21 protein-coding genes, 2 tRNA genes and 1 other RNA gene are annotated in these 15849 nt (G+C 64.6%); 9 read left to right on the top strand and 15 right to left on the bottom strand.

Going from position 1 to position 15849, the window contains the following annotated elements; genetic code table 11:
* Positions 1 to 11: 11 nt before the first annotated feature.
* A complete protein-coding gene (locus ABIE56_RS06970) occupies positions 12 to 617 on the top strand; it encodes a Slp family lipoprotein (RefSeq protein WP_429243101.1) in 606 nt (201 codons plus the stop codon).
* Positions 618 to 673: 56 nt separating this feature from the next.
* On the opposite strand, the gene ABIE56_RS06975 is transcribed toward ABIE56_RS06970, so the two are convergent.
* The 8 genes from ABIE56_RS06975 to ABIE56_RS07010 form a co-directional block, all read right to left on the bottom strand.
* A complete protein-coding gene (locus ABIE56_RS06975) occupies positions 674 to 1018 on the bottom strand; it encodes a histidine triad nucleotide-binding protein (RefSeq protein WP_429243102.1) in 345 nt (114 codons plus the stop codon).
* 19 nt (positions 1019 to 1037) lie between these two features.
* Positions 1038 to 1640 (bottom strand): recombination mediator RecR, encoded by a 603-nt coding sequence (gene recR, locus ABIE56_RS06980; protein ID WP_429243103.1) that lies wholly within the window; start codon positions 1638 to 1640, stop codon positions 1038 to 1040.
* A 17-nt stretch (positions 1641 to 1657) separates the two neighbouring features.
* Positions 1658 to 1981, bottom strand: coding sequence for a YbaB/EbfC family nucleoid-associated protein (locus tag ABIE56_RS06985; RefSeq protein ID WP_247427932.1), 324 nt, complete (start codon positions 1979 to 1981; stop codon positions 1658 to 1660).
* Positions 1978 to 3636 carry a DNA polymerase III subunit gamma/tau gene (dnaX, locus tag ABIE56_RS06990; protein ID WP_429243104.1) on the bottom strand — a complete coding sequence of 553 codons (1659 nt, stop codon included), beginning with the start codon at positions 3634 to 3636 and terminating at the stop codon, positions 1978 to 1980. The genes ABIE56_RS06985 and dnaX overlap by 4 nt, the downstream gene beginning before the upstream one ends.
* A 77-nt stretch (positions 3637 to 3713) precedes the next feature.
* An RNA gene (ffs, locus tag ABIE56_RS06995) (signal recognition particle sRNA small type) lies at positions 3714 to 3810 on the bottom strand.
* A gap of 24 nt (positions 3811 to 3834) precedes the next feature.
* Positions 3835 to 3925 (bottom strand) — tRNA-Ser (locus ABIE56_RS07000).
* A gap of 113 nt (positions 3926 to 4038) precedes the next feature.
* Positions 4039 to 4797, bottom strand: coding sequence for an MBL fold metallo-hydrolase (locus ABIE56_RS07005; RefSeq protein ID WP_429243105.1), 759 nt, complete (start codon positions 4795 to 4797; stop codon positions 4039 to 4041).
* Complete coding sequence (locus ABIE56_RS07010) at positions 4794 to 5519, bottom strand: 3-deoxy-D-manno-octulosonic acid kinase (protein ID WP_429243106.1); 726 nt, start codon at positions 5517 to 5519, stop codon at positions 4794 to 4796. The genes ABIE56_RS07005 and ABIE56_RS07010 overlap by 4 nt, the downstream gene beginning before the upstream one ends.
* 45 nt (positions 5520 to 5564) lie before the next feature.
* On the opposite strand from ABIE56_RS07010, the gene ABIE56_RS07015 reads away from it, so the two are divergent.
* Positions 5565 to 6641, top strand: a complete 1077-nt coding sequence (locus ABIE56_RS07015) for a glycosyltransferase family 9 protein (RefSeq protein ID WP_429243107.1) — start codon at positions 5565 to 5567, stop codon at positions 6639 to 6641.
* Here ABIE56_RS07015 and ABIE56_RS07020 read toward each other — a convergent pair whose 3' ends face one another.
* Positions 6642 to 7049, bottom strand: a complete 408-nt coding sequence (locus ABIE56_RS07020) for a DUF6165 family protein (RefSeq protein ID WP_429243108.1) — start codon at positions 7047 to 7049, stop codon at positions 6642 to 6644. It lies immediately after the preceding gene.
* Positions 7050 to 7134: 85 nt separating this feature from the next.
* The gene (locus ABIE56_RS07025; RefSeq protein ID WP_429243109.1) at positions 7135 to 8442 is read right to left on the bottom strand and encodes an Nramp family divalent metal transporter; all 1308 of its coding nucleotides are present in this window, start codon (positions 8440 to 8442) and stop codon (positions 7135 to 7137) included.
* 126 nt (positions 8443 to 8568) lie between these two features.
* Here ABIE56_RS07025 and ABIE56_RS07030 point away from each other — a divergent pair, with 126 nt between their 5' ends.
* Positions 8569 to 8976, top strand: a complete 408-nt coding sequence (locus ABIE56_RS07030) for a hypothetical protein (RefSeq protein WP_429243110.1) — start codon at positions 8569 to 8571, stop codon at positions 8974 to 8976.
* 1 nt (position 8977) lies between these two features.
* Here ABIE56_RS07030 and ABIE56_RS07035 read toward each other — a convergent pair whose 3' ends face one another.
* A complete protein-coding gene (locus ABIE56_RS07035; protein WP_429243111.1) occupies positions 8978 to 9643 on the bottom strand; it encodes a class I SAM-dependent methyltransferase in 666 nt (221 codons plus the stop codon).
* A 180-nt stretch (positions 9644 to 9823) separates the two neighbouring features.
* Here ABIE56_RS07035 and ABIE56_RS07040 point away from each other — a divergent pair, with 180 nt between their 5' ends.
* From ABIE56_RS07040 to ABIE56_RS07060, 5 genes are all read left to right on the top strand, one after another.
* The gene (locus ABIE56_RS07040) at positions 9824 to 10066 is read left to right on the top strand and encodes a hypothetical protein (protein ID WP_247427956.1); all 243 of its coding nucleotides are present in this window, start codon (positions 9824 to 9826) and stop codon (positions 10064 to 10066) included.
* Between the two features lie 145 nt (positions 10067 to 10211).
* Entirely contained in the window at positions 10212 to 10910 is a 699-nt protein-coding gene (locus tag ABIE56_RS07045) for a hypothetical protein (RefSeq protein WP_429243112.1), read from the top strand.
* A 104-nt stretch (positions 10911 to 11014) separates the two neighbouring features.
* A complete protein-coding gene (locus ABIE56_RS07050) occupies positions 11015 to 11695 on the top strand; it encodes an MgtC/SapB family protein (protein ID WP_429243113.1) in 681 nt (226 codons plus the stop codon).
* 20 nt (positions 11696 to 11715) lie between these two features.
* Positions 11716 to 12234: a GNAT family N-acetyltransferase gene (locus ABIE56_RS07055; protein ID WP_429243114.1), complete on the top strand. Its 519-nt coding sequence runs from the start codon at positions 11716 to 11718 to the stop codon at positions 12232 to 12234.
* A gap of 201 nt (positions 12235 to 12435) precedes the next feature.
* Positions 12436 to 12795 (top strand): hypothetical protein, encoded by a 360-nt coding sequence (locus tag ABIE56_RS07060; protein WP_429243115.1) that lies wholly within the window; start codon positions 12436 to 12438, stop codon positions 12793 to 12795.
* Positions 12796 to 12989: 194 nt separating this feature from the next.
* Here ABIE56_RS07060 and ABIE56_RS07065 read toward each other — a convergent pair.
* A tRNA-Ser gene (locus ABIE56_RS07065) sits at positions 12990 to 13079 on the bottom strand.
* A gap of 145 nt (positions 13080 to 13224) precedes the next feature.
* On the opposite strand from ABIE56_RS07065, the gene ABIE56_RS07070 reads away from it, so the two are divergent.
* Entirely contained in the window at positions 13225 to 13932 is a 708-nt protein-coding gene (locus ABIE56_RS07070; RefSeq protein ID WP_429243116.1) for a PP2C family protein-serine/threonine phosphatase, read from the top strand.
* 106 nt (positions 13933 to 14038) lie between these two features.
* On the opposite strand, the gene dnaQ is transcribed toward ABIE56_RS07070, so the two are convergent.
* From dnaQ to ABIE56_RS07085, 3 genes are read right to left on the bottom strand one after another with little or no spacing between them, the layout of a single operon-like run.
* Positions 14039 to 14764, bottom strand: coding sequence for a DNA polymerase III subunit epsilon (gene dnaQ, locus ABIE56_RS07075; RefSeq protein WP_429243117.1), 726 nt, complete (start codon positions 14762 to 14764; stop codon positions 14039 to 14041).
* Positions 14761 to 15216 (bottom strand): ribonuclease HI, encoded by a 456-nt coding sequence (rnhA, locus tag ABIE56_RS07080; protein WP_429243118.1) that lies wholly within the window; start codon positions 15214 to 15216, stop codon positions 14761 to 14763. The genes dnaQ and rnhA overlap by 4 nt, the downstream gene beginning before the upstream one ends.
* A gap of 8 nt (positions 15217 to 15224) precedes the next feature.
* The gene (locus ABIE56_RS07085; RefSeq protein WP_429243119.1) at positions 15225 to 15719 is read right to left on the bottom strand and encodes a methyltransferase domain-containing protein; all 495 of its coding nucleotides are present in this window, start codon (positions 15717 to 15719) and stop codon (positions 15225 to 15227) included.
* Between the last annotated feature and the right edge of the window lie 130 nt (positions 15720 to 15849).

The following is a 15849-nucleotide window of genomic DNA, read 5'->3' on the forward strand; positions in this document are numbered from 1 at the left end:
AGGAGAGTGACATGTCCATGTACAAACCGTTGGCCGTCGCCGCTGCCACCCTTGCGTTGGGCGCGTGCGCCACGGTGCCGCAGCCGCTGCAGGGCCAGTTCAACGATGTCACCACCGTTAACGCGCAGCAGGGCGGCGCGCCCGGTGCGAAGGTGCGCTGGGGTGGCGAGATCATCAAGACCGAACCGGGCCCGCAGCAGACCTGCTTCTTCGTGCTGTCGCAACCGCTGGATGACGAAGCCCGCCCGGCAGGTAGCAAGAACGAGAGCCAGGGCCGCTTTGTCGCGTGCCGCGATGGCTTCTACGATCCGGAAGTGTTTACCCGCGGCCGCGAGATCACGGTGACGGGTACGCTGCACGGCGCCGTTTCGCAGAAGGTGGGTGATTTTGACTACGCCTACCCGCGCATCGAGGCGGACGTGGTCTACCTGTGGCCGAAGCGCGTGCCGGTAAACCGCTACCCGCCAGGCTTCTACGACCCGTTCTGGGGTCCGGGCTGGGGTGGCTGGGGCCCGGGTTTCGGTCCGTACGGCTATGGCCCGTGGGGCGATCCGTACTGGTACCGTCCGCGTACGGTTATTGTGCGCCCGGCTCCACCGCCGCGCCCCCACAAGTAAGCGCCAAAGAAAAAGCCGGCTCACGCCGGCTTTTTCTTTGGGCAGCACCGGCGCTATCAGCCCGGCGGCCAATGCATTTGCCGGCCCGCCAGCAGGTGCACGTGGATGTGGAATACCGTCTGGCCACCGTGCGTATTGGTGTTGATAACCGTGCGGTAGCCGTCCTTTGCCAGCCCCTGCGCACGCGCATAAGCCGCGGCCGCCAGCAGCAGCTTTCCGAGCAGTTCGGCATCGCCCGGTACGGCGTCATCCAGCGTGGCGATGGCCCGCTTGGGAATGAAGAGCACATGCACCGGCGCCTGAGGGTTCAGATCACGAAACGCGAGCACATCGTCATCTTCATAGACGATGTCGGCAGGTATCTCGCGGCGGACGATTTTGGAGAAGATGGTGTCGGTCACTACAAACTCCTGGGTGCGATCAGCCGAGCGACTGCCGGCTTCCGAATGCGTGGGCCAGCGTGCCGCGATCGACAAACTCGAGCTCGCCGCCCAGCGGTACGCCGTGTGCAAGGCGCGTGGCGCGGATGCCTGCCGCCCTAGCCAGCTGGCCGATGTAATGTGCCGTGGCCTCACCTTCCACCGTGGGGTTGGTGGCGATGATCATTTCCTCGACGCCACCCTCGCCCAGCCGCTCGGTGAGCAAGGGCAAACCAAGCTCCTCCGGGCCCAGGCCATCCAGCGGCGATAGACGCCCCAGCAAGACGAAATAATGGCCACGGTACCCCGTGGCCTGCTCGATCGCGGCCAGGTCCGAAGGGGATTCCACCACGCAAAGCACGTGACTGTCACGACTGCTGCTGGCGCACAACGTGCACACCGGCGTTTCGCTGAAATTGCGGCAACGCGTGCAGTTGCCGACATCACGCATGGCCGATTCGAGCGCGGATGCCAGGCGTAGACCACCCTGCCGCTCGCGTTCGAGCAGATGAAAAGCCATGCGCTGCGCGCTCTTCGCTCCGACGCCCGGCAGGCAACGCAGGGCATCGACCAGTTCGCCCAGCAGGCGGGAACCGTTACTCATGGATGGGGACGGCCGCCTTAGAACGGCATCTTGAAGCCGGGCGGCAAGTTCAGGCCCGACGTGACGCCACCCAGGCGGGAACGGCTGACTTCCGCGATCTTGTTCACCGCATCGTTGATGGCGGCGGCGACGAGGTCTTCGGCCATTTCCGGATCATCGGCAAAGGTCTGGCGATCGATGTGCACGCTGCGAACTTCGTGCCCGCCGCTCATGGTCACAGTGACCAGCCCACCACCCGCACTGCCGGTGATTTCCGTTTTCGCCAGTTCTTCCTGCGCACGCTTCATCTCATCCTGCATGCGCTGGGCCTGCTGCATCAGCTGACCGATTTGACCTTTCATGTTCCTGGCTCCACGGGTTTGATCGATTGGGGAATAACACGCGCGCCAAAGTCGCGTTTGAGTGCCTGCACAAGGGGATCGGCATCCATGGATGCCTCGGCGTTGGCCTGCGCATCGCTTGCAGCCTGGGCGCGACGCTCGGCAGGCGTGCCGAGGTTGCCGCCTTCGGGAACGAAGCGGAAGCGCACCCGGCGCCCGAGGGCGCTGGATACCTTTTCTTCCATCTGGCTGGTAAGCGGCTCGACGGCCAGATGCATGTGCTGGGGCTGCAATGCCATGACCAGCGCGTCGCCCTCCATGCCGCGCAACGTGCAGTTCTGCGCCAGCTGCCCGATGGGGCCGCGCAGGTGGGCGCGCTCAATGAGGTCGTGCCAGTCAGGCAAACCGTTCGCATCCGTCGCGACGGGGCGCGGCGGTGCTGCGGGTGCCGGGGCCGCTGCGCGTGCGGGTGCCGGCGGTGCTGGCGCCGGCGGCGCGGGGCGTGAAGGGGCGGCGTGGGATGGCACCTGGCGCGGTGGTTGCGGTGCCGACGGCTGGACGGGTGCCTGGCGCGGCGCCGAAGGCGCATGCCCCCCCTCACCCGGGCGGAACGCATGCATGCGCAGCAATACCATCTCGAAGCCGATGCGCGCATCCGGTGCCATGGGCAGCTCGCGACGGCCGTTGGTGGCGATCTGGTAGTAAAGCTGGACGTCTTCCGGCGCGAGGCGCTCGGCCAGGCTGGCCAGCCCGGCATCGCCCTCCTCCGCGCGGTAACCGGGGACGAGCTGCAGCAATTGCACGCGGTGCAGGACCGTAGCGAGATCGTCGAGCACGCCACCGAAATCGGGGGAGAACGAGGCGATGCGATCGGCCTCCGCCATCAGCGCGGCGCCATCGCCCGCAGCCAGCGCCTCGAGCACACCCAGGACCTGGCCGCGCTCGACGCTGCCCAGCATGGCCCGGACATCACCCGCACGCAGCACACCACCGCCGTAGGCGATAGCCTGGTCCAGCAGGGACAGGCCATCGCGCAGCGAGCCATCCGCTCCGTGGGCAAGCTCGGCAATGGATTCTTCGTCGTACTCGATGGCTTCGGCGCCAAGGATGTGCTTCATCTGGCCCGAGATCTGCTCAGGCAGCAGGCGCTTCAGGTTGAACTTGAGGCAGCGCGACAGCACCGTCACCGGCAGCTTCTGCGGATCGGTGGTGGCGAGCAGGAACTTGACGTGCGGTGGCGGCTCTTCCAGCGTCTTCAGCAAGGCGTTGAAGGCGGGCTTGGAGAGCATGTGCACCTCGTCGACGAGGTAGACCTTGAAGCGGCCACGCGACGGTGCGTATTGTGCGTTTTCGATCACTTCGCGCACGTCATCCACGCCGGTATTGCTGGCGGCATCGATTTCGAGCAGGTCGACGAAGCGCCCCGCATCGACCGCCGTGCACACCGCGCATTCGCCGCACGGGTCGGCCGATTCACCGCGTTCGCAGTTAAGCGACTTGGCGAAGATGCGGGCAATGGTGGTCTTGCCCACGCCGCGCGTACCCGTGAACAGGTAGGCATGGTGCATGCGCCCGCTGTCGAGCGCATTGGTGAGCGCGCGAACCACGTGTTCCTGGCCCACGAGTTCGGCGAACTTCCGTGGGCGCCACTTGCGTGCGAGAACCTGATAGGACATGCGATCTACCTTGGGGCGACAGTCGATTGTGCCAAGGAGACGTGGCCGGCGAAAGCGCTGGTCCAGAAAGGCGATGACCCTGCCAGCCACACCCCGGCACCCGAATCATCCGCTACCGTTGCTTCCTTCCGGACCTGGCGGAGTTTACGGACTATCGTCGCGGGGGGACCGACAGGGCCACCATAAAAGACGTAGAACTGGCGGAGAGGGCGGGATTCGAACCCGCGATACGCTATTAACGTATACACACTTTCCAGGCGTGCTCCTTAAACCACTCGGACACCTCTCCGCACTGGTACTTCCCTCTTCCCGGTATCCGTCCCGGCAAAGAAGCGGAAGGATAACGGCATGCGCAGCCCCGCACAAGCGGTGGGCGCCGCCGGATGCCCTGTTTCGTGGTGCCTAGCCCGCCGTGAGCCGCACCGGCTCAGGCTCGGGGAGCGCCAGGCTTTCGCCGGGCCGCACCACGCGGTAACCCCGGCCCGCCAGCGTCTCGCCGTCGGCGACACTGCCGTAGTGGTAAAGGGCCATGCGGGCTCGCACCGCCTCGGGATATTCACGTTCGAGGTCATCCACGCCGGTATGCGACGGATTTCCCACCACGCCGCAATCGTGGGCCACGACTTCGCCGGCCACTGCGTGGATCGCCAGGGCCTCGGGGACGGGTCGCGTATCGCCCGTGAACACGAAACTGCCACGCACGGCCAGCCCGTACGAGGTGCCCTGTACGTGGTGCCGGGTGGGGAACACATCGAACCAGAGCCCCTCATGCCAGAAGCCGCGCGTGCAGGGCACCAGATGGAACGCCTCCCAATAATTCACCCCGCCCTCGGCCAGCGCACCCGGGTAATCGGCAACCCTGCCCTGCAGCCAGGGCAACAGCGCGGCATGGAGGAACACCTTGGTGCGCCCGCGCAGCGCCTCATCGAACCACAGCCGGAAAAACAGCCGCTCCATGCCAGCGACGTGGTCCATGTGGGTATGGGTGATGTACAGCGCAGGCGGCGGTGCACCGTAGGTCGCCACGTAGCGATCCAGCGTATCCGGCCCGCAATCGACCAGCAGCAGGGGCTGGCCATCGCGCTCGAGCACGACCGCCGATGAGCCCAGCTCCACCGCATGGGCGGCACCCGTACCAAGGAAACGAAGCTCGTAGCTCACGCACCGAAGCCCTCTTCGTAGGCCTGGACCAGGGCGGGCCAGAGCACTTCATCGAACATATCGCCACCCTCGCGCGCGCCGACCTTGACCAGCGAACGCTTTAAACGCGCCAGATTGCCCCGGCGCCAGCCAACGGCAGGACGGCGCAGGCGGCCGCGGTCGAAATCGATGAGGTAGAGGCCTTCCCCGTTGACCAGGATGTTGTGCGCATTGAGATCGGCGTGCCAGGCCCCTACGCGGTGAAACCTTGCGACCAGTTCACCGACACGCCGCGCCAGTGCTTCGTTGAACGCACCGTCGGCGACGCGCTCGGCAAGCGTCCGTGCATCGGGGATGCGCAGGGTGATCAGATCGGCCCGGTAGGCCAGGCCGTGACGCACATGCCGTGCCGCCAGGGGCGGCGGCACGGGCAGGCCGCGCCGGGCCAGCTCGGCCAGCAAGCGGAATTCGCGGCTGCTGCGGGTACGGGCATCGCCGGTGAAAAGGTAGCTATCGCCCAGCAGCGCTGCCACCATGCCGCCACGGCGGTAGTGGCGCAAAACGGCCTCGCCCGCCGGCGTATCGATAATGGCGACGCCGCCGCGGCCACCTGGCTGGGCACGCAACGCCCCACGGCTCGCCCATGCATCGGGCGAGAACCAGTCGGCGTCTACTTGAGCTGTGCGGGCCGCGTCGAACAGAATCGTGCCGCCCGCGGCCTCCGTTACTCGTTGGTCTGTCATCTGAAGGGCCGCCTGCCTGGCGGCCACCTATCCGGTAACCCGATCGTGTCCAGTCTAGCAAGCCGCCCCCTCCCGCCGGGAGACTCCAGCCTTTGCATCCTGCGGACATCCGCCATTGGCGACGTGACGCACGTCGTGCCGATCATCCGGACGCTGCAGGCTGCGGTACCGCAGACCCGCCTCACGTGGATCGTCGGCAAGCTGGAGCAGAAGCTGGTGGGCGACCTGCCTGGCGTCGAGTTCGTGACCTTCGACAAGGGCAAGGGCCGGGAAGGCATGCGGGCGGTACGTGATGCCCTGGCGGGGCGGCGCTTTAGCGCATTGCTGCATATGCAGGTGGCACTGCGATCAAACATGCTGAGCCTGGCGGTGAAGGCGGATCGCCGCATTGGCTATGACCGGGCGCGTTCGAAGGACTTGCACGGCCTGTTCGTCAACGAGCGTATTCCCGCCCGCACGGGCGAACACGTACTGGATGCGATGGCCAGCTTCATCGAGCCGCTGGGCCTGAAGCAGACCGACGTGCGCTGGGATATCCCGGTCGCCGATGAGGCCCACGCCTGGGCCGCCGAACAGCTGCCCGGCGATACGCCCACCTTGCTGGTGAGCCCTATGTCGAGCCACACGGTGCGCAACTGGCGGGTGGATCGCTACGCGGCGGTGATCGACCATGCGATGGCGCGCGGCATGCGCGTGGCATTGGTGGGCGGCCCTTCACCCGCAGAGCGCGAGCTGGCCGACCAGATTCTCGCCGCGGTGAAGGTCCCGCCGATGGATCTGACCGGCAAGGACACGCTGAAGCGATTCATGGCCCTGCTGGCCCGTACCAGCATGATCCTCACCCCGGATTCGGGCCCAATGCATATGGCGAACGCCGCTGGCACCAAAGTGCTGGGCCTGCACGCCGCCAGCAACCCGCACCGCTCAGGCCCCTACTCCGATCGCCGCTGGTGTGTGGATAAATACGACGCCGCCTCGCGCAAGTTCTTCGGCAAGCCGGCGTCGGAGATTCCGTGGGGCACCAAGATCGAAAAGGAAGGCGTGATGGATCTCGTGGCAGTGCCCGAGATGATCGATCGGCTCGAGGCGTGCGCCGCCTTCCTCAACCTGCCCCTTAGTTAATCAGAACGTCGGCTTGGCGCCGTAATCCTGGTACGACTTTTCTTCCACCAGCGTGGAGCCGAGCTTCAGGTTGATCTCACGCTTCACGGCGGCGCGCTCGTCATTCTCGAAATACACCGAGCGGGCAAGCTGGATGAAATCGTTATCGAACTCCTGCGCCTTTTCCTTGATACGGATGTCGTCCTCGATCTTCCACAGGCGCTGGTTCACGGCGAGCAGGCGGCCGGTTTCGTCTTTGATATCGGTTTGCGACGCGGCGTGATTGGCCCACGTGGTTTCGAGCAGCTCGAGCTCGTTGCGCACGTTGGCGAGCTTCGCCTCGTCCTTGATCTCCTGCAGCTTGATCTGGAGGATGGTGATCTTGTCGATCAGCTCGCCGTAGGATACCGGGGTCTCGATCAGGCTCATGGAAGGTCTCCGTCAGGTCAGGCGCGGGAGGTTAGCAGCTTTGGCCACGGGCCGGCTTAGCGGCCGCCAACGGGCAGCAGCACCCCTACAAGGTGATGAGGCCGAACGTATCGAGCAGCAGCACGATATTCAGCGCCAGCACGACCAGGGCGGCCAGCACGGCCAGCGCCACCACCGGCCGCGCGATACGAAAACGGCCCATGATCCGCTGCCGTGCCGAAAACCACACGAGCGCGACCATGGGGAACGGCAAGGCAATGCTCAACGCCACCTGGCTCAATACCAGAGCCCGGGTCGCGTCCACGCCTGCGGCCACCACGGCGAAGCTGGGCACCATGGTGATCAAGCGACGCAGCCAGAGCGGGATACGGAAATCCACGAAGCCCTGCATGATCATCTGCCCCGCCATCGTCCCGACCACGGAGCTGGAGAAGCCCGATGCGATGAGTGAAACCAGGAAAATGGTCGCCGCCGCACCGCCCAGCAGGGGCACCAGGGTCTGGTAGGCCGTTTCGATCCGGGCCACATCGGGGTGGCTTCCATGGAAAGCACTGGCCGCCATGATCACCATCGCGAGGTTGATCAGGCCAGCCACGGCCAAGGCGAGCACCACTTCCACGTTCGATAGCCGGATGATCCGCTGCCGTTCGGTATCGTTGGTGGGTTTGGCGCGACGCTCGGTGAGCCCCGAATGCAGGAACAGCGCGTGCGGCATCACGGTCGCGCCAATGATGCCGACGGCCAGCGCCACGGCCATCCCGTCCGGGAGGTCGGGCTTGAACACGTGCATGCCCACGGCGGCCCAGTCGACCGGGGCAATGAACACCTCGACCAAATAGCAAAGGCCCACGACCCCGACGAGTGCGCCTATGGTCAACTCAAGCCGGCGCGCGCCCCGCCCCTCCAGCAACAGCAGCACATACGTCACGATGCCCGTGACGACCATGCCGGCCAGCAAAGGCATGTGGAACAGCAGCGCGAGGCCAATCGCGCCGCCAAGGAATTCCGCCAGGTCGGTGGCCATGGCGGCCAGCTCGCTGACCACCCACATGACCCAGACCACCGGGCGTGGCAGATGCATCCGGCACAGCTGTGCGAGGTTATATCCCGTCACGATGCCGATGCGGGCCGACAGGCTCTGGAACAGCATGGCCACCAGGTTGGCGAGCAACACCACCCACAACAGCGCGTAGCCGTAGCGGGCGCCCGCCTGGATGTTGGTGGCGAAATTACCCGGGTCGATATAGGCGACCGAGACCACGATCGCCGGTCCCGCAAAGGGTGCCAGCGCAGCCAGGCCGCGACGGCGGCCCTTCAGCACGTCCTGCATCACCTGGGCATCGCGCGCCTGCCTGACTTCCTCTCTCACCCTGCCGCCTGCGTGCACGCACATTGCGTTCACATCCATTAGAGGCCCGGGTACGTGCATGGCGCGTGGAAAGGCGGCTGAACGGCCACTACGGGCTTCGCGAGGCTTCCACGCGGCTCGGCCTATATCTCGCGAGTGCCAGGAGCCGCCATGACCACCATCACCCGCCACATTCCCCGCATTTCAGGTTTCTCCGCCGCCCATCAGGATGACATCGGCCTTTGCGTGCTCGCCGAGCTGGATACCGCTCCCGGCGAACGCTGGCTGGCGCTGTTCGCGGCGCGGTGCGAGGAGGCTTTTTCGCGGCATACCTCGCCCGATATCCGCTGGGTCGAGGGGCGGATCTGGTTCCGCGTGCCCTCCGAGGAACTGGTGCTGGAATACGCCCGGCTTACCGTCGATGCTGTCAATGCCGCCGGGCGCGACGAGGCAGAGGAGCAGGCGCGTGAGGTGGAGCGCGCCCGGGTACTGGCGCAGAAGGCCCACGACCTGGACGCCCTGCTTAATGGCGTGAACGCTGCCCTCCCCGAATGGATGGAAGGGCAGCACACGGCCTGATTCAGGGCGAGGGGCCCTTGGCGCTGAAAAGCGCGACGCAGCCGATCGTGTCGACGCGCACATCGTTGAACCGGCTGGCCAGGGCCAGGCGCAGGTCATCGAGCGAATCCCGCGCGTTACCGAAAATACCCTTCTTGTTGTAGAAGCCCATGAGCTTGACCGCGGCGGGCGAACGCGGGACGCCCTGGGCCAGGATCGTCGCTCCGAATAACGTGCCGCCAGGTGCAAGCAGCGGGATGAGATGGTCGAACACGGCCGACTTCTGGCGGATATCGCCTGCCAGGCAGTGCAGCAGGTAGGTCACGCCGATTGAACCGTACGTTTCGCCGTGGCCATCGATAGGCCGAAGCACATCCACGACATGCGTGGTGGGCGAGTAGCGCCCCACCCGGCGGGCCGCGGCTTCGAGCGAATTCGAGTTGAGATCCATCAGGGCAAGCCGGGGCGCTGCGGGGAAGCGGCAGTGATCCATGTACCAACCCGTCCCTACCCCGACATCGAGGTGGGACTCGGCGACATGCTGGTTGTACAGATCGAGAATCCGGCGCGTCGGGCACCGCCAGATCAGCGGGTTCGACAGGCGGAGCACCAACGTGTCGTAGATCGCGAGCGTGGCAGGGGAATAAACAGACTGGCTGTCGTAGGTCTTGGACGACGTGGCTGACATGGTCGGTGGGGGACTTGAGTGGGCGTGGGGATCGCGAAGCGTCGCATGCCCACTCCCCTGCGCTCCACCCCGATTGCCGAAATTGTGCTTTGCGTCCCTTTCCGATGCCGAAATGACGGGCACCCTCAAGACCCACCGACCTCAGCCGATGCCTTCTGTATCGCCAAGGAACCCACCCCGATGCCGGTTCAGAACGCCCGTCACCAGAATCTTCGCAAGATCCTCGCCCAGCTTGAGCGCGAAGGCATCGAAGGCTATGCCGATCAGGCCGAGCATCTGGGCAACGTCACGCCAGGGAAACTCGCCGCCATGGACCAGGGTGCACCCATCGATGTGCTCTTCTCCGAGCATGTGGAATGGGTACTGCACCGCCGGCGCGGGTGGATGGATGAGTTGCATGAGGATGATCCGCTGGAGGCCTGACCTCGTCAGCGAATCGCACCGCGGGCAAGCCTTACAGGCTGCTGTAAAAAGCCTACTTCGATAAAGACCACGCCTACATACGAGCGAAAATCTGCGTGTTGAACTTCGTCGGTCGCCACCTCCTCGGCGACGACGGGAGAACAACATGAGAAAACGATTGAACGCGATTTTCGGCGCGGGTCTGTGTGCCATTGCACTGGTGGTATCGGCGGACCCCACGCCGACGCTGTCGGCTGAATTTCCGCGGATGATGGTGTATCGCGGCATGCCTGCGCCCGAAGGACCACTCGCAGTAGCGCTCCCCCATCTGCGCGAGTTCGCCGCGCACGGCTCGGGCGAAGCCGCTGCGAGCGCATACGCAGGCTTGAGCTATTGCCGGAATACGGCCCCCTTTGACGCCGAACATGCTGCGACCTACTGCGCCGGGATCTCAAAGAAAGATCTCGACGACGCGTTCGTCTGGCTCGATCTGGCCGCAGAGCTTGGTGACATGGCAGCGATGTATGGGTTCGTAACGGGATGGCGCGGCGAGTTCGAAGCAGATACCCGCCAAAATAATAGCGCCGCCAGACGCACCGTCATGGCCTCTCGCGCCGACCAGTATCTGGAACGGCTGATCGCCATGTGCCATCGCGACGCACTGGGCTTTCAGTACGACAAGCGTTCAAGAGAGGGCGCCGCCGACCTGGAGCAGTCGGAGCGCGGGTATTTGCTAAGCACCCTTTACGGTGAGCGTTGGCCCAGCCCTCGCTTTGCTCGTACACGTTTAAACGCAACTGACGCACGCGAAGCACGAGCGCGGGGCAAGACCTTCCTTCAGAACCACTGTCGCAGGGAGCGCTGATATGCAAAAGCTTTATTGCCTCGGCACTCTCGTCATTTGCGCTTCACCGGCTGGTCTGGTCACCCTAAACGCGCCCTACACTCCGTCGGATCTAGGGTTACGGGGTGATCAGGCCACTAGACATCGCACTTAGACTTGCCGTCGCGGCAATTCTGAGTGGCATCATCGGCATCAATCGCGGCCGGCTGGAATGGACCGCCGGCCTGCGAACCCACATGCTCGTTGGCGTCGGTGCGGCGCTCGCCATTATCGTTTCGACGTTCGGCTTCGGCGATGTGCTGAATAACGACCACGTCGTATTGGATCCTTCGCGGATCGCCGCGCAAGTTATCAGCGGCATCGGCTTTCTTGGCGCAGGCACTATTCTTTTCGTCGAGCGCGATCAGATTGTTCGAGGGCTGACGACCGCGGCAAGTCTATGGGCTGTTGCCTCTGTCGGCCTCGCGGCAGGCGCGGGTTTGTTTTGGGGTGCCACGATCGCCACCGGCTTGATCTGGATCATCCTCGCCATGCTGAAGCCACTCGAACGCAAATTGACGGGGCGCGCCTCGCGCCGGCCGCGCGTCATCGTCACTCTCAGCGGCATGAACGCGCTGACTGCGTGCGAGACGGTTCTTGCCGAACAGCACCTGCCCTTCACCAAGACCGTATTGCGGCGCCAGCCCGATGGTGACGACCGGGTAACCATTTTATTCGCCAAGCCGGTACGGCGGGAGCAACTGGCGACGCTCGCCGACGCCATGCGCGGCGTGGAAGGTATCAAAGCGGTAAGCTACCAGGGGTAACCGCCAGGACCCGCTTTGCCATGCGCACTACGGAACGGCTGGTGCTTCGCCCGGCCCATATCGACGATCTGCAATCGCTGTTCCTGATCTACAGCGACCCTGCCACGAACACGTTTAATCCCGCTGGCCCGCTCACGACGCACGAAGCGGCGCGTGCCGTGCTGAAGCGCTGGATGCAAACGTGGAACACCGAAGGGTTCGGCCAATGGGCGATCGCTACGGCGGAGCAGCCCGATCGCATCATCGGCTTTGGCGGCCTAAACCGCTACATGTATGGAGATATCGACAGGGTAAACCTGGGTTATCGGTTTGCTGTACCTGCATGGCGCAAAGGTTATGCCACGGAACTTGCACTCACCGCCCTGCGCTTTGGCTTCGATGAGCGCGCCTTCGATGAGATCTACGGCGTGGTTCGACCCACCCATGCAGCATCGATACGTGTGCTTGAGAAAGCGGGCATGCAACGCGTTGGAACGTTGCATGACGTACTGCGCGACGCGCCGAGCCTGGTGTATCGAGCACTCAAGTCTCAGCGGTAGGCTCGAGAACCCCGGCAAATCCAGCGTTGCCCATGCTCCGCGTGACGATTCTGGAAATCGTACGCGGAGAATCCCTACATCATCTGTTGGGCGGCGCCTTCGTCTCGCCATCAACCCTGCATAGCCGCGTCAATTATCATGGACCACGACCAGCACCTGGCAGACCGCCACCGGCTCAAGCGCAATCCAGCAGGGAAACGAATGAACTATATGCAGCAGGGAGTGTGGGAGGAAACTCGGCGAGATACCGAGCGCGGGCCCGCCATTCCTGATGGGTTGTTTCAGGATGGCAGCATGGAAGCTCGTGTCGCCAAGCTTGAAGCAGACGTCGACCATCTAAAGACCGACATGGCTGACACTCGTGCCCAAGTCAGGAACATAGCTAACAAGGTGGGCGGCATCGCCAACAAAGTTGATGTGATGGAAGAACGCACGAGGCATGTTGCGACCAAGGCATGGGTTCTGAGTGGCGTGGTCGTCGTACTCGTCACAATCATCGGGGCCTGCGGTTGGGCAGCCCAGCAGTACCTCGGACCGATATTGGCAAGACTGTCAGCCTGATCCGGAAATTACCGCCCGTCGCTGCGGCCCCTTGCGCTTCGTTCCCCGCGGGCGCTTGGAAGTTTCGCCTCGGGGACAGCCGCCGGCGCCCGGCCCCTAAGGCAGCGGCATGACGGGGCATCCTTCATGACTCACTTCAAAGGCGGCCGACAAAAACAAAAGCCCCGCATTGCTGCGAGGCTTTGTTCTGAAACTGGCGGAGAGGGTGGGATTCGAACCCACGGTACGCTTACACGTACGCCTGATTTCGAGTCAGGTACATTCGACCACTCTGCCACCTCTCCGAAAGGGTCGACGGAAGGCTGTGGGGCCTGCCGAGTCGGCAATGATAATGGGTCCGTCGCGCCGTGACAACAGGCTTTTGATGGGGCATGCTCGCGGGGCATATAGGGCAGTCTCACGCCCTCCCCCAGTCGCCCAAAGGCCCACATGATCGAGTTCGGACACGGCACGCACACGGGGCTTCGCCGTCTGCGCAATGAGGATACCTACTACGCCGATGCCGGCCTGGGCCTCTTCCTGGTCGTGGATGGCATGGGCGGGCACAAGCATGGCGAGGTCGCCTCGGCCATGGCCCGCGACGGCGTGGTGGCGCAGGTCACCGCCGGGCAGTCGCTGGTCGATGCGATCCAGCGGGTGAACGAGGCGCTGATCGCGCGGTCGGGCGGCCTTAAGGAATCGCGGCCCATGGGAACCACCATTGCGGCGATCCGCGTATCAGGCCGTGCCTACGAGGCGGCCTGGGTGGGCGATAGCCGGATCTACCGGTTTGCCGAGGGCAGCCTCGAGCGGCTGTCGCACGATCACTCGATCGTCGAGGCGTTGGTCGAGGCCGGCGAACTCACCGAGACGCAGGCCCGGAACCATCCGCAGCGGAGCGTGCTAACCCAGGCACTGGGCATTACCGCGCCGGATCAGCTGCACATTGGGCTTGCCCGCGGCGAGCTGACTCCAGGTGCCCGTTTGCTGCTTTGTACTGACGGGCTCACCGATGAGGTGACGGACGAGAAGATTGGCGAGATCGTGGCGCGTACGGATCTCGCAGCGCAGGAGTGTGTGGATCACCTGGTACTGGCGGCGCTGGGTGGGACGGGGCGGGATAATGTCACGGCCATTTTGGTGCGTGCGGCGGCGTGAATCGCGCGCAAGCGCGCTCCTACAGGAGCACGCTTTGTTCGCAGCCAAGGGCATCAACTGACGGTGTAGGAGCGCGCTTGCGCGCGATCCGCGGCACGCGGCCGATTCAATGAACCGTCGCGTCCGACTCAAGCTTGCGCCAGATGCTCTGGCCGCCCGCAGATTTATCCAGCGCATCCAGCCGCTGCGCATGCATCGATAGCTCATCATCCGTCGCGCGCAGCACGACCGGTCGGCGGTTGATCACGATATCGCCGAGCACGTTGGCGGCGGAGTTATCCGCACCGGCGTCGAACACGAAATCGAGGCCGACCTGGCCCGAAGTCATCGCGACATAGACATCCGCCAGCAGCTGCGCATCGAGCAGGCCGCCATGGAGATCGCGATGGGTGTTATCGACACCGAGGCGCTTACAGAGCGCATCCAGGCTATTGCGCTGCCCGGGGTACATCGTACGGGCCATCACCAGCGTATCGAGTACCGTGGCGTAGTCGGTAACCTTCCCGTACTCCGGGCCTAGTCGCGCCAGCTCGGCGTTGATGAAGCCCACGTCGAACGCCGCGTTGTGGATGATGAGTTCGGCGCCTTTGATATAGGCGAGGAACTCATCGACCTTCTCGCGAAAGAACGGCTTGTCGAGCAGGAACTCGTCCTGGATACCCGTGACCTCGCGCGCGCCTTCATCGATGGCACGCTCGGGGTTGAGGTACGTATGGAAATGGTTGCCGCTGGGGCGGCGGCCGATCAGCTCGACCGCACCGATTTCGATCAGGCGATGGCCCAGGTGGGCCTCAAGGCCGGTGGTTTCGGTATCGAGAACGATCTGCCTCATGCCACCTTCCCCTTCTCCTTGTAAATGATCGCCTGGTCACGAGCGGCCACATCCACACGCTCGTTCTCTTCGTGGCCGGCGTGGCCCTTCACCCATTCCCAGGTCACGGTATGGGGCTGGGTCGCCGCATCCAGGCGCACCCACAGGTCCTGGTTCTTCACTGGCTTCTTGTCGGCGGTGAGCCAGCCGTTGCGGCGCCACTTAGGCACCCATTCCTGCAGGCCCTGCATGACGTACTTCGAATCGGTCATGAGGTGCACCTTGCACGGGCGCGTCAGCGCCTCGAGCGCGGAGATGGCGCCCATGAGCTCCATTCGGTTGTTCGTCGTATCGGGCTCGCCGCCGGAAAGCATTTTCTCAATGCCCTTGGTGCGCAACAGGGCGGCCCAGCCGCCAGGGCCAGGGTTGCCCAGGCAGGCGCCGTCGGTAAAGGCTTCAACAAGATCGGTCATGGAACTCTTCAGCTGATGTGATCGCGGGCGTGGCGCCGTGCGCCGGACGCGAACGTGCCGGGCACCGGGGCGGGCACGACGGCCGCGCGGGGTCGCAAGGGTACCGCCGCGGGACGCTTTTTGCGCGCGACCAGCAGGTAACCGCCGCCGATAAGCGACTCACCGACAGTGGCGCCACCGGCGCGCGGCCAGGCGCTGCCCAGGCGGCGCGGCATGGAAAGCTCGAAATCGTCGCGCACCAGGCGCTGGCTCCACCACCAGGGCCAGGTAAGCCTTGGCCGGGCGCTATCGCTCTGCCGGGCCACCCAGGGCGACCACAAGCCGAGCGGATGAATACCGGTGATGGCGATCATCCCGCCCGGCTCAAGCACCCGTATGGCTTCATCCAGAAGGTTGTCCTGGCGCGCCGTGGTTTCGAGGGCATGGCGCAGCAGAACCACACCAAAGGCCTCGTCAATGAACGGCAAGGGCTCCAGGCCGCTCGCCAGGACGTCCCCCGCCAAGTGGGGCCCTCTGACGCGTACTGTCGCCCAATGCCCCAGCAGCGGGATCGCAGGCGGCTCTGCGCCGACGGCCGCCGTGAGGTGCAGCCCGTGGTCCCCAGTGCAGCGATTTAGCAGGGGCGCCAGCACG

Origin of the sequence: Luteibacter sp. 621, from assembly GCF_050435445.1 — a bacterium.
GTDB lineage: Bacteria > Pseudomonadota > Gammaproteobacteria > Xanthomonadales > Rhodanobacteraceae > Luteibacter.